This is a genomic window from Enterococcus sp. AZ109, from assembly GCF_051714625.1.
Lineage (GTDB): Bacteria > Bacillota > Bacilli > Lactobacillales > Enterococcaceae > Enterococcus_A.
Genome location: NZ_JBIOSF010000001.1, coordinates 3,011,290 through 3,023,572, shown reverse-complemented (window position 1 = coordinate 3,023,572; position 12,283 = coordinate 3,011,290). Strand labels below are relative to the sequence as shown.

Below are 12,283 nucleotides of genomic sequence, written 5' to 3'. Positions count from 1 at the left end.
GCCGTTCATCCTTCATTTGGATAAACGACTCTTTTGTTTCTATTTCAATTTCGCAACTTCTTTGGCCTTCGCTTCGGCGATGATGTCAATCATGTTTTCGGAAAGTGGTGTACCAAATGGCAGCTTATCCGGCAGAAAATCACGCTCGGGAGCGTCCACACCGACATTTATATCCTCAGCAATCGGGACGCTGTAGTGGTGAATGTGTCCATGAAGATTGCGGATATTCAAGGTAGTGCCTAAAAGCATTGGATAGTGGGTCATATAATACTGGTGATGATTAAACTTTACGATCGCTCCTACGTCATGAAATTCAAACTTTGGTGTCCCATCAGGCATCATGGGATCGTTAGCAGCTAAGAAATTAAGGAATGCTCGGGAATCATGATTGCCTTTAATAAAGACAATTTTTCCGTTTAGCTGAAGAATTTGTTCCAATATTTCTTGGTTGCCCTTTTCGTATTTAGGATGCATGGCTACATCACCTACATGATAGACCGTATCTTTTTCTTTAACGACGGCATTCCAGCTAGTGATAATCTGCTGATTCATTTCTTCCACTGTATCAAATAAGCGAGGCGCAAAATCATTGTCTCCTAACAGGTTTTCATGAAAAAAATGGGTATCTCCAATAAAAAATTTCATTTTTTCTTCACCTACAATATGTCTAATGGTTGTTTACTGGTTGGTTCGGGAAAGACTTGGTTTAACTGCTCGTATTCTGAAGGTGTCAATTGAATCTCCCAGGCTTGGAGATTATCCAATACATGCTGAGCATTACCTGATTGTGGAATAGCGATGGTTTTTCCGTCGCGAATCACCCAAGCTAGTAAAATTTGGAAAATCGTTGCTTGATGAGTCGCTGCAATTTCTTTCAGCAGGGGATTGTCTAGTAACTTTCCGCCTAAAGTATCCCCTTGAGCAATTGGCGAATAAGCAATCAATGGTAATTTTTCTTCTCTCATCCACGGTAACAACTCATATTCTATTCCTCGACTGGCTAAATTGTAAAGCACTTGATTCGTTATGCAGTTTTTTCCTTCAGGAACACTAAATAAATGCTGCATCTCATTAGTATCGAAATTGGATACGCCCCATTGACGAATTAAACCCGCTTTTTTCATACGTTCTAGCTCAGCTATGGTCTCTTCCAGAGGTATACTGCCTGGCCAATGAAGCAAATACAAATCCAAATAATCTGTCTGTAAACGGGCTAAGCTTTGCGCCAACGAACGTTGCAGATTTTCTTTATCAGCATGCCAAGGATAAAATTTAGAAATCAAGTATAACTTGCTTCGATCATAAGGAGCGATCGCTTCACCTACTAACTGTTCTGAACGACCTTCTCCGTACATTTCAGCGGTATCAATCACTTGTGCGCCTGCATCGATCCCTGCCTGCAGTGCCGCAATTTCCTGTTGACGTTTGGCTATTTTTTCACCCATGTGCCAAGTCCCCAGACCAATAGCTGCTACTTTTTTATCACCTAGATCTATTGTCATTTTCCTCACCTCCTACTAAGTGTACCAAATTCTCCACGTATTCTCCTCAAGTTTTACTTCAATTAGGCTTTCTTAGTACTACCTAATTAATTATAACAAGTCATTTCTGCAAAAAAATAGTGGCTGCGACATAAAGCGTCACAGCCACTGAAAACCACATAATCGGTGTAACTGAAGCCGCTCTTTCGAAAAATAAGCCGAATAATCACAACCATATGAAAAGCTATTTTCGAATTATTTCTCAGAGCTGAACACTTCTGTCACAATCTCATTTTTTACATCGCTTGGTAGCGCATTTTTATAATGGCAAGAATCACTTCAAGCTGAGTCAAATCTTCGATACGTGCTGGATCAAAATCTTTTGTTCGCCGAAAAGATTTACCGGTGTCAATTAAATGAAAAATATGATCCCAATGCTGAAATTCAGCTAAATTATTCAAATTACCAATTGGAAATGCTGCACCGTCGCAAATCTCCCAAAGGCGAAAAATTAGAAAGGCAGTATCAACTACACGTTTTTTTCCTGGTCGTTTTTGACAATCAATTAACACCTTGTCCGGCTGATAAGTCAAATACCAATCCAGAAGCTTGAAAAAAGCCGCCCAGCGGTAAGATTCTTTAAACATTTTTTGCGTGTCAGGCATCTCGCGGAAAATCAATGGAATTAAATACTCTTTCTTATATTCCCAGCAAGGAAGTAAATCAACATAATACGGAATATATCTAGTAAAATAGCTGCTTCCTTCATAATAGGCTATGATGTAATCATCGACACCATAGTCACGAAAGCTTCTTGCCAAGTAAGCACAATCGTCAACCGCAATAGTTAGCCCCGATAGATGACGAAATTCAGAAATAATTTTATGATGCCCGACTGTTTGGATTTTACGCCCCAAAATTTCACCTTCTTTTTCAATTAAAGATAACTGTCTCTAGTGTACCATATTCTCTTTCAATTGAAGCTTCAGAAGAAAAATAAAAAATAATTTCTGCCAAAAATAGCAATCAAAGTTTTTTTTACATATTAGTTGGCAACTTACTAGTCACTTTCAGTTACCTTTACTTGAAACACTCTTTTAAATGATGGCAATTGACTATCTAGCGATTCAAGTTCTTACTATGTTGGTCTACTTTAAAATAAAGTAAGAACCAAATTATGCAGTGAAAAAGCAATACAAAAATATATTTATTAACCTGCATTTGCCCGTTTATTAAGTCCATCAGCCCATAGAAGGTTGCACTAGAGGGTAAGAAGTAAGATATCGTTTTAAAAATGCTATCTGCTGGTAATACCAAGTAAAAAAGTATCGGTGGCGCAATAAATAAAATCATAAATATTTTGATGTAAACAATCCCTACCATCATACCTTGAGAAAACCGACCGATAAAAAGACCGAGCAATGCTGCGATAAAAGTAGAAAGTAAAATTAGTATCAGTAATGAGGTCATTTGACTACCGCCAACCCTCATACAGATTAGTGCCGTAACAATGGTTGAAATGCCCCCGCCAATAAAGCCAAGAATAATTTTTTGACCAATATATCCCTGTTGACTCATTGGCAAAATTTCGTTGATAAAAGAAATCCCGTCCTCTTTCTCACCAATGATGTTCATAGCATTAAAGGTACATCCCATAAACATAGCCGTAACCATTGTAATCACAATCAATAAGGACTTTAAACCTTTGTTATTACTTGTCGCCGGACGAATATCAATGCTGGAGGTATTCATTGATTCTCGTTGGGTGTACAGTGTCGGTAATACAGCACCTGTCGTTTTATAAAGCTGGAACTCATCTCCTGATAAAATTGTACTAATCCCCTCCCCATGTCTAGTTACACCGATCATTTGTGTTGCTGGATCGTTAACTGCCTCGTACAGCTCTTCCACTTTACTATATCTCGTTACACGACCGTTCTCTTTTAACCATTCTGACATCTCAGTCGTAGTATCCTGCTCCACAATACCAAAGGACGTTTCGCTAATGCTCGAAAAACTCGGATCAGACAGAAGATTTATCCCAAGTCCGACAATAATTGGGAGTAAAAAGGTCAGCAGGCAGAGTTTATCTCGGCGAATATTTTTTAACTGATAAATAATTCCTTTCATACTATCCCTCCTTTGTCATTTCTCGTGATAATGCTTGGTATGCCAGCAGAAAAAGCCCAACTATTGTGACTGCACAGACCACATAATAAACTACTCCGGCAGCCGGCACATGGAAGTAGGCATTTTTTACTGCCATAAAAAGATGGTACATCGGATGAAAGTCTATCCAGTCCCAAGTAACACTTGTCTGCCCTACAAGAAAAACGGGTGTTGTAATAAAGATGGCAAGAACTAGATAAAATAAGGAAAATTGCTTAAAATCTGGTAGCCAGATCGCACAAAAGAATCCCACCAAAGCCATTATTAAGGACAAGATACACGTCTGCAGTAAAATTGCCGGTAAGACAGCTATCCCTGCTTTCAATCCAAGATTAATCAATGTTAGTAAACTGGCAAACAAAAGATCTGCTATTAGAAAGAGAGTCAGCTTCGACAAAATAAAGAAACATTTGCTGGTAGGCATGATCCCATGCACCCGAATCACTCCCATATGCTTCTCTTTAAATAAGATAGAGGCTAAGCCTAAAAATCCCACTGCTGCTAACTCAAAAAATAAAAATTCACTAGTAATCTCCCGCCTATTTTTCATTTCTTTGTTGTTTGGTCCAACCGTTTTCACAGCAGCGTTTTTTGTCGGCGACAACAGCGAACGAGCATAATTGGCACGAAGGTGGTCCGTACTCTCTTGACCAGAGGTGGTCATGATTATTTTAGGCTCTGAACTGCTTCCATCAATGCCTACTGCATATCCATCAGATGCAGCGGTCTCTAATTCCTCCAGAGTATCTACGCGGATGATATCTTCAGAGGCGTTTGTCAAAAAAAGTTCTGGGTCATATAAATAAACGGGGTAAATATCTTGATCAATCTTGGCGTAAACAAAATGGATATAGCAAGAATACAATACCAAAGAACCAAAAATCAGCAGTAGAAATCTGCTAGATAACATCAGTTGGATATCTTTCTTCAGTAAAGAAAAGAAACCGAGTCTCATTAGGACAGCCCCCTTCCTGTGTATTGAATAAATACGTCTTCCAAGGTTGGTTCCTGTGAATGAAGACTGACAATTTCATCGTGAGGAAAATCAAACTGTTGCTGCATTTCAGCTAAATTAAACTGTTTTGTTTTCAGTACATTTTTTACCAAATACTCGATGGTAATGAACTGATCGTCATTCCGCTCTTTTAATTTTTTAGGGGTATCCATTGCGACAATTTCTCCGTTAACAATCAGTGCGATTCTATCACAAAGGAGATCGGCATCCATCATATTATGCGTGGTGAGAAACACTGTGGTTCCTTTTTTACGTTCATCTTCAATAATACTGCGAAATAATCTTGCTCCTGAGGGATCCAATCCACTAGTGGGTTCATCTAAAAAGAGCACCTTAGGACTGGTCATCAATGCACGAGCCATGCTAACTCGTTGGCGCATCCCTTTAGAATAGGACGATACCGGCTTTTTGAGGTACGCTGGATTAAACTCCAGTCGTGCCAACAATTCATTGATATCTTGTCTTTGCTCCTTTGGATAGAAGGAAGCAAAATAATTCAGGTTGTCTAAGGCACTTAAGTTGGCATACAGATAAGGAAACTCAAAAAGAACGCCGATATTCTGAAAAAAGCTACGCTCATGACGAGAGCTGATACCTTCACCAAATAAAGATACCTGTCCACCATATCCTTTTAAAACACCGGTTAGAATTTTCTGCGTTGTTGATTTGCCGGACCCATTTGGCCCTAAAAAGCCAAAAATTTCGCCTGCATTCACTTTAAAATCAATTCCCTGCAATATTTGCTTGTTCTTTCCGTAAGAAAAGGTCAGATCTTTCACCTCAATCACTGGTCATCCCCCCATTTGTTGTGCTGTTCATTTTTCTTTTCTTTTTGCCGCTCTGCCCAAGCGTTCATAAATTTTATTTTAAAGGGCAAAGAAATGGCTAAAACGATTGCGAAAATTACCCACCAATACCATGCAAGTCCTAAAAACATAAAAAGTCCTCCAATCTAATTATTTAAGCTATCTATGTTTTAAAACTACAATTCTTCTGTAAAGATGAAGTAAAGTTGGCATAAAGCTGACGTAAAAAAACCATGCCCCAAAGCATGGTTTGTAGTCAGTGTATTTATGAGATAGCAGAAAACGAACAGTAAAATTCCACACCCTCTTTATGATTAATGAATCCATAGTCGGCTTGATGCATCGTTAGTATTTGGGCTGCGATGGAAAGACCCAAGCCTGAACCTACTCGATTGATTTCCTGCTTATCTCGCTGGAATTTTTCCCAAACATCTTCTGACAGGTTAGGACCATCATTGTAAATAGAAAAACGCACTTTCCCAGTTAGAGCTTCCACTTTTAAGTGAATTTTTCCGTCTGAAGGAACAAATTTCTTAGCATTGTTCATAAAATTATGCAATACCTGCCGCAAACGATTTTGATCGCCAGCGATATATATTGGCTCATCAGGGAGCAAATAAGTAAACTTGAAAGGTTTTACTGGAATATCCACAAATTCTCGACCGGCTACCGTCTCCACTAACTCTACTAAATCAAACCGTTCAACTTGCAGTGTGCCAGCTCCTGCTTCCAATGACGATAAATCCAATAACGCATTGATCAAGTCAGTCATTTTTTCGGTTTCTTCTATGATAATCTGGCGGTACGCCTCCTGCTGATCCTTTTGTACATGTTCCAATCCTTCAACGTAAGCCCGAATAACTCCCAGCGGCGTCTTAAGTTCATGGGACAAGGAGTCCGAAAGTTCTTTTCGCTGTGCCAGAGCTTGCTCCAAATTTTCCGCAGTTGTATTTAAGTTCTCTGCTAGTGTCTGCAATTCATCCTTTGTTTCTACCACGCAAGGCTGGGAAAAATCAAGCTCTGCCATCCGTTGGGCTGTTTCGCTGATTTCCTGCATCGGCTGTGAGAGGATTTTAACTAAAACCGCATCCCAGCCTAAAATCAACACAAGTAGGCTACCAATAAAAAAAAGATCCCCACCCCAATCAATAAACTTAGAAGAAATCAGATAGGATACCAAGCAGATACCCATCAAAATTTTGGATAACAAAAAGATCTTTTTATTCAGCGGATAAATGGAATACCAACTGGTGCCGTCTGCTTTCTTATGCATCCTCCATCACCTCAAACTTGTAACCAGAGCGTATTAATGTCACGATGTGTCGACCTTCGTTCCCTAATTTTTGACGTAGATTTTTTACATGAACATCTACCGTGCGGCTAGTCCCCTCAAAGTCATAGCCCCAAATAAGATTTAACAGTTGTTCTCTTGAAAATACCTGATGAGGATTCTTCATAAATAGGTGCAGCAGTTCAAACTCTGTATAAGTTAAGTCAAGCTGGTTTTCCAGTATCGTTACTTCTCTTGAAGTCGGACTAAGAATAATTTTTCCAGCATTTAACGTTGGCTTATGATCGCTTTTGTGTCCTGTTCTTCTGAGCAGCACTTTTACTTTAGCCATTAGTAGATTGGGACTAAATGGTTTAGTAACATAATCATCGGTCCCCAAGCCATATCCTTTTAACTTGTCGGTTTCTTCTTGCTTTGCTGTCAGCATAATAATTGGCAGATCACTGATTTCCCGTACCTGCTTACAAACAGAAAAGCCGTCCATATTAGGCATCATAATGTCCAAGATCAGCAAATCCACCATACCTTTTTTTACTATCGCCAACGCGTCGATCCCGTCATCTGCCAAAAGCACTTCATGACCGTCTCGCTCAGCATAATCAGCAATAATCTGTTGGATTCGTTTTTCATCTTCTGCAATTAAAATAAGTGCCATAATACAGCTAACCTCCATCAATAAATCCAGCATTTAGTTTATTCTATCATGCGCAGTACAGTAGCAGAACGAAAGAATCAATTTTGCTTACAAAAAAACATGGCTGTGACATAAAACGCCACAGCCATGAGTAAAGGTTATATTTTGGTGCTACACTTTGACAAACAATCCGCGATCAATCATACCATCCATTAGGAAGTAAAATTTTTCCTGCAGTAATTCATGCTTGGCATCTTTAAAAATATTTACTGCTTTTAGACCATTAGCGGTTGTGATAGACATTTTTAATTGCTGTAAATCTTTGGCCACTGTGATTTTTAATTTGAAGCCTTCTTTGCTCTGGGGTGTTGCATTTAAGGGGCGAATGAATTGAAAATTCCCCGAACTTGTTTCTGTAAACCCGTTATCTCTTAATGTGTATTTTTTTGCAGTTGGTGCTAAAGCGTAAGTGACGCTGGCACCTTCTACCGTGGCTGTTTTTCCAAAAGCCATACCCTCACCTCTTCTTTAATTGTTATCTATCATTATAGAGGGAACGAACGGGTATTTCAATCTACTTTCGTAGTTGTTTCACTGCCGAAACCAGCTCGTCGGTGAAACGTTGCACTTCATCAGCTGTATTGCCATAGCCAAAGCTGACCCGGATCGACTGCTTCACTTCAGGTGCATTTTTGCCATACATGGCTTCTAGGACATGGGAAGGATCGATGTTGCCAGCAGTACAAGCAGACCCAGTAGAAATGGCTATTCCTTTTAGGTCCAGCTTCATCAAAAGCAAATCATTCATGATACCATCTAAACGTAAATTCAACACATGGGGCAGCTTATTTTCCAGATCACCATTGATTTGATAAGCTATGCCAGCTTCATCTAAACCATTTAATACAATATCACTAAAAGCTTGATAGGCTAGTGCACGCTTCTGGCGTTCTTCTGGCGTCAATAGCGCAGCGGCTTTGGCAAAACCGCAAATGCCCGCTAAGTTTTCAGTTCCTGCTCGGCGTTTTTCTTCTTGTTCGCCGCCGTGAAGCAAGGATGGCAGACGGATATCATCGCTTTTGTATAAGAAGCCGACGCCTCGCGGTCCATTGATTTTGTGGGCTGAGGTGCTTAAAAGATCAATGCCCATTTCATGAGGTTGAATGGTTTGATTGCCATAAGCTTGAACTGCATCCGTATGGAAATAAGCGGGATACTCTTTTAGCATTTTGCCGATTTCTTTGATGGGCATCAGGTTGCCGATTTCGTTGTTGCCATACATGATGGAAACTAAAATCGTGTCCTCACGTAAAGCCGCCTGCAATTCATCAAGGGAAATGTGTCCTTGTTCGTTCACCGCTAAATAGGTCACTTCAAAGCCCTTGTCCTCCAAATAAGCCATGGTATTCATAACAGCCGGATGCTCAATAGCGGTAGTGATCAAGTGCTTGCCTTGTTTTTGACGCGAGAAGGCTGTGGCTAAAATCGCCGTGTTATCCCCTTCCGTTCCACCGCTGTTGAAGATGATCTCATGAGGCTTCACGTCTAGGCTTTTGGCGATGATTTCCCGAGCTTCTTCCAGCTTTTGAGAAGCAGAGCGGCCCAAGTGGTGAATACTCGATGGGTTGCCGTAATAATTTTGCATAATGTCAGCCATGGTCGCAATCACATCAGGATGCATCGGGCTGGTGGCTGCATGATCTAAATAAATGGATTCCACAAGTCTACGAACCTTTCTATAGTTAAAGTAGGGTTATTCTAGCACAGGCAAGCGGCTTTAGACAAGGAAAGGCTTCATAAACTCTTTCGTCTTTAGCGTACTAAGACTAAATTTATCTTTACCTGCTTTCTAATACTTAAAACAATTAAGACAAATCAATAAATCGGCGCGCCTGCCAGTTTGTTGATTTGCCTAAAAATTTTATAAATCGACTACTTGTCCGATATTGTTTTTCGCCGCAGCATCCAGTACTTGCTTAGTCACGGCTAAATCCTGTAAAGCAATTCCCGTGGTATCGTAAATGGTGATGTCAGTTTCTGATAAGCGACCCGCTACACGCTTTAATAAAACTTCACCAATTTCTCCTTGAATAGCACTTTCGTCAATCAAGCCTTGTTTGATTGGCAGTTCTGTCTCACCAACAGCTATTGCTTGTTTGCGATCATCCACAAACAGACGAGCTTTTTGGAAAATTTTACCATCGATTTCCTGTTTGCCACTCATGTCGGCACCCACACAACTAAAATGCGTTCCTGGTTGTACCCATTCTGCTTGGATCAGTGGTTGTTTTGACGGAGTTGCGGTAACGATAATATCCGCCTTTCCGACTACCGCCGGTAATTCCTCTACAGGTTGAATGGTTAACTGATCAATCTTAGCTCGTAATTGGGAGTGATCTTCTTGTATTTTTGGCTGATCTAGTAACTGAATTAGTCTTTCCTTGCAGGCAGCCGCAAAATCTTGCGCATTGGCTGTTTTTAACGGATCATAAATGAATAGCTGCTTCAAATGAGGAATCGCAATTAAATGACTAAGGATTTGGAATAATGCTTGGTGTCCAGTTCCTACCATTAAAAGTGTTTCAGAATCTGGGCGGGCGAGGTATTTGCTGCCGATTGCTGCGGCAGCTCCAGTACGCATTCCGGTAATATACTCAGCATCAACAATTCCTAGCGGTGCACCCGTTTGATCATCAAACAGCATGGTTGTTCCAAATAGTGCAGGTAATTGCTGCTGCGGATTGTTGCCATACCAAGAAACCAGTTTTAAGCCATAAATCCCTAGCCCCTTCATCCAACCCGATTTAATATCCATGTCAGCAAGTCCTGGTTCAAACTCGTAGAAAATCATTGGCCAGAGCGTACTTGTTTCCCGAGCCTTTCCACGATAAACTTCTTCGACTGTAGCAATGGTGTCCTTTAATGATAAGACCTCTTTAACCATTGCTTGATTCAACACACGTATTTTCGTCATCTTGCTCTCCTTTGTTAATCGATCTTTTTCAAAAAGCTGGACACTCGTTCCAAGCCCGCCAAGAATTTATCTTCCGGCTCACGGGCACAGCCCATGCGGAAACAATTTTCCAATTCAAAAACAGAGCCCGGCATCAGCAGGACACTTTCAGTTTCAATGGCCTTGCGGCAAAAGTCTTCTGAAGACAGGTTGCTTTGGTAGTAAGGTAGGCACACTGTTCCCCCTTGTGGCAGGACACAATCGAGTTTGGGTTCGCTTTGAACCCAGTCACTGAAGACTTCGACCCGATGGCGGACGATTTCTAAATTTCTTTGACATACAACCTCTTTATTTTTTAGTGCTAAGCCGGCAATGTATTCGTCAATGCCGCCACAGCTAATCATCGTGTAATCTCGCTGAATTTCAACGGCTTTTATTAGCCATTCATCTTGTGTCGCGATCCAACCTAAACGTAGACCGGCCATCGCAAAGGCTTTTGACATACTGCCTAGACTAACCCCTTTTTCATAGCTGTCTGCTACTGACAGGGCGAAGCCTTTTTCATGAGCCAATCCGCGATAGGCTTCATCACAAATCAAATAGGCATCATTTTTACGAGCAATCTCCGTCATCGCTCTTACAATGTCATCACTGACCACTTGGCCGGTGGGATTATTGGGATTATTGAAGCAGATAGCTTTGGTTTGCGGCGTAACCAACGCTGCCAGCTTATCCAGATCAATTACAAAATCATCCGCTTTTTCCATAAACAGGTAATCGACCTTAGCCCCGATGGATTCGGGGACCGAATAGATTTGCTGATAGGCTGGCAGGATCGCAACCACATGATCACCAGGTTCAATTAAGGTCATCATGGTTAAGTGAGACGCCCCCACTCCGCCATGAGTAGAGATTACTTGGTTGGGAGAAAGCGAATCATACAAGCTGGCTACCCCGGCTAAATAGGCCGGATCACCTTCAATTGCACCATAGCTTAAGCGCAAAGAGAAAATCGCTTCCTTGACTTCTTCGGGGTTTTCACCAGTTACTTCTAATAACTCATCCAGTGAAAAAGGAATAATTGACGTGCTGGTCAGATTATAGTCTACATTGAATTCATAGTTTGAAAGCCATCGTTCAACACCGAAAGGCTTAATATACATAGTTGTTCCTCCTAGTTCTTTTTAAAGTAAATAAGTTTAATGCAGTACCTTGCTTAAAAAATCGATGGTTCGGGCATTTTTAGGATGATCGAATAATTCAACTGGCGATGCTTCTTCGACAATTTTCCCTTCGTCCATGAACAACACGCGGTCGCCCACTTCTTTGGCAAAGCCCATCTCATGGGTAACGATAATCATCGTCATACCAGCTTCTGCCAAATCCTTCATTACCATCAGTACTTCTCCCACCATCTCGGGATCAAGAGCGGAAGTCGGCTCATCAAACAACATCACATCCGGTTCCATTGCTAAGGCACGGGCAATCGCAATCCGTTGCTGCTGACCGCCAGATAATGAACTAGGATAAGCATCAGCTTTATCCGAAAGGCCCACCTGCTTTAGTAAGGCCTCTGCTTTTTCTTTCGCTTCTTTCGCATCTTTGCGGCTCAATTTCACAGGAGCTAGGCATAAATTTTCCATTACTGTTTTATGAGGAAACAGATTAAAGGATTGAAATACCATCCCCATCTTCTCACGGACTTGGAAGATTTGTGTTTTAGGATCGGTTAAATCGGTCCCTTCAAAAATGATTTGTCCGCTAGTTGGTTCCTCCAGCAGATTCAAGCAGCGCAAGAACGTACTTTTTCCAGAACCGGAAGGACCGATCACTACGACAACTTCCCCTTTTTTTATAGTGGTAGTAATGCCGTTTAGCACTTGATTGTCGCCAAAGGCTTTGCATAGCTTATTCACTTGGATTAATTCAGACAT

14 protein-coding genes are annotated in these 12,283 nt (G+C 41.0%); all 14 read right to left on the bottom strand.

Annotated elements, in window-relative coordinates; genetic code table 11:
- Positions 1–39: 39 nt before the first annotated feature.
- Entirely contained in the window at positions 40–645 is a 606-nt protein-coding gene (locus IGI42_RS14905) for a metallophosphoesterase (RefSeq protein ID WP_438716656.1), read from the bottom strand.
- 11 nt (positions 646–656) lie between these two features.
- The gene (locus tag IGI42_RS14900) at positions 657–1,502 is read right to left on the bottom strand and encodes an aldo/keto reductase (RefSeq protein ID WP_438716655.1); all 846 of its coding nucleotides are present in this window, start codon (positions 1,500–1,502) and stop codon (positions 657–659) included.
- A gap of 275 nt (positions 1,503–1,777) precedes the next feature.
- Positions 1,778–2,398 (bottom strand): hypothetical protein, encoded by a 621-nt coding sequence (locus IGI42_RS14895; protein WP_438716654.1) that lies wholly within the window; start codon positions 2,396–2,398, stop codon positions 1,778–1,780.
- A 202-nt stretch (positions 2,399–2,600) separates the two neighbouring features.
- Complete coding sequence (locus tag IGI42_RS14890) at positions 2,601–3,611, bottom strand: ABC transporter permease (protein WP_438716653.1); 1,011 nt, start codon at positions 3,609–3,611, stop codon at positions 2,601–2,603.
- A gap of 1 nt (position 3,612) precedes the next feature.
- A complete protein-coding gene (locus IGI42_RS14885; protein WP_438716652.1) occupies positions 3,613–4,605 on the bottom strand; it encodes an ABC transporter permease in 993 nt (330 codons plus the stop codon).
- The gene (locus tag IGI42_RS14880) at positions 4,605–5,453 is read right to left on the bottom strand and encodes an ABC transporter ATP-binding protein (RefSeq protein ID WP_438716651.1); all 849 of its coding nucleotides are present in this window, start codon (positions 5,451–5,453) and stop codon (positions 4,605–4,607) included. Before IGI42_RS14880 ends, IGI42_RS14885 begins: the two co-directional genes overlap by 1 nt.
- Positions 5,450–5,602 carry a hypothetical protein gene (locus IGI42_RS14875; RefSeq protein ID WP_438716650.1) on the bottom strand — a complete coding sequence of 51 codons (153 nt, stop codon included), beginning with the start codon at positions 5,600–5,602 and terminating at the stop codon, positions 5,450–5,452. Before IGI42_RS14875 ends, IGI42_RS14880 begins: the two co-directional genes overlap by 4 nt.
- Before the next feature lie 134 nt (positions 5,603–5,736).
- Positions 5,737–6,744, bottom strand: a complete 1,008-nt coding sequence (locus IGI42_RS14870) for a HAMP domain-containing sensor histidine kinase (RefSeq protein ID WP_438716649.1) — start codon at positions 6,742–6,744, stop codon at positions 5,737–5,739.
- Positions 6,737–7,417 (bottom strand): response regulator transcription factor, encoded by a 681-nt coding sequence (locus IGI42_RS14865; protein ID WP_438716648.1) that lies wholly within the window; start codon positions 7,415–7,417, stop codon positions 6,737–6,739. The genes IGI42_RS14870 and IGI42_RS14865 overlap by 8 nt, the downstream gene beginning before the upstream one ends.
- A 150-nt stretch (positions 7,418–7,567) precedes the next feature.
- Positions 7,568–7,909 carry a DUF1831 domain-containing protein gene (locus IGI42_RS14860; RefSeq protein WP_438716647.1) on the bottom strand — a complete coding sequence of 114 codons (342 nt, stop codon included), beginning with the start codon at positions 7,907–7,909 and terminating at the stop codon, positions 7,568–7,570.
- Between the two features lie 61 nt (positions 7,910–7,970).
- Positions 7,971–9,116, bottom strand: coding sequence for a cysteine desulfurase family protein (locus IGI42_RS14855; RefSeq protein ID WP_438716646.1), 1,146 nt, complete (start codon positions 9,114–9,116; stop codon positions 7,971–7,973).
- Positions 9,117–9,317: 201 nt separating this feature from the next.
- Positions 9,318–10,370 carry an ornithine cyclodeaminase family protein gene (locus tag IGI42_RS14850; protein WP_438716645.1) on the bottom strand — a complete coding sequence of 351 codons (1,053 nt, stop codon included), beginning with the start codon at positions 10,368–10,370 and terminating at the stop codon, positions 9,318–9,320.
- A 14-nt stretch (positions 10,371–10,384) separates the two neighbouring features.
- The gene (locus IGI42_RS14845) at positions 10,385–11,512 is read right to left on the bottom strand and encodes an aminotransferase class I/II-fold pyridoxal phosphate-dependent enzyme (RefSeq protein WP_438716644.1); all 1,128 of its coding nucleotides are present in this window, start codon (positions 11,510–11,512) and stop codon (positions 10,385–10,387) included.
- 36 nt (positions 11,513–11,548) lie between these two features.
- Positions 11,549–12,283 (bottom strand): amino acid ABC transporter ATP-binding protein, encoded by a 735-nt coding sequence (locus IGI42_RS14840; protein WP_438716643.1) that lies wholly within the window; start codon positions 12,281–12,283, stop codon positions 11,549–11,551.

Coding starts and splice junctions, on each gene's coding strand:
- IGI42_RS14875 (WP_438716650.1), bottom strand. CDS start 5,602: ATGTTTTTAGGACTTGCATGGTATTGGTGGGTAATTTTCGCAATCGTT.
- IGI42_RS14840 (WP_438716643.1), bottom strand. CDS start 12,283: ATGTCTGAATTAATCCAAGTGAATAAGCTATGCAAAGCCTTTGGCGAC.
- IGI42_RS14900 (WP_438716655.1), bottom strand. CDS start 1,502: ATGACAATAGATCTAGGTGATAAAAAAGTAGCAGCTATTGGTCTGGGG.
- IGI42_RS14885 (WP_438716652.1), bottom strand. CDS start 4,605: ATGAGACTCGGTTTCTTTTCTTTACTGAAGAAAGATATCCAACTGATG.
- IGI42_RS14845 (WP_438716644.1), bottom strand. CDS start 11,512: ATGTATATTAAGCCTTTCGGTGTTGAACGATGGCTTTCAAACTATGAA.
- IGI42_RS14905 (WP_438716656.1), bottom strand. CDS start 645: ATGAAATTTTTTATTGGAGATACCCATTTTTTTCATGAAAACCTGTTA.
- IGI42_RS14850 (WP_438716645.1), bottom strand. CDS start 10,370: ATGACGAAAATACGTGTGTTGAATCAAGCAATGGTTAAAGAGGTCTTA.
- IGI42_RS14890 (WP_438716653.1), bottom strand. CDS start 3,611: ATGAAAGGAATTATTTATCAGTTAAAAAATATTCGCCGAGATAAACTC.
- IGI42_RS14870 (WP_438716649.1), bottom strand. CDS start 6,744: ATGCATAAGAAAGCAGACGGCACCAGTTGGTATTCCATTTATCCGCTG.
- IGI42_RS14865 (WP_438716648.1), bottom strand. CDS start 7,417: ATGGCACTTATTTTAATTGCAGAAGATGAAAAACGAATCCAACAGATT.
- IGI42_RS14860 (WP_438716647.1), bottom strand. CDS start 7,909: ATGGCTTTTGGAAAAACAGCCACGGTAGAAGGTGCCAGCGTCACTTAC.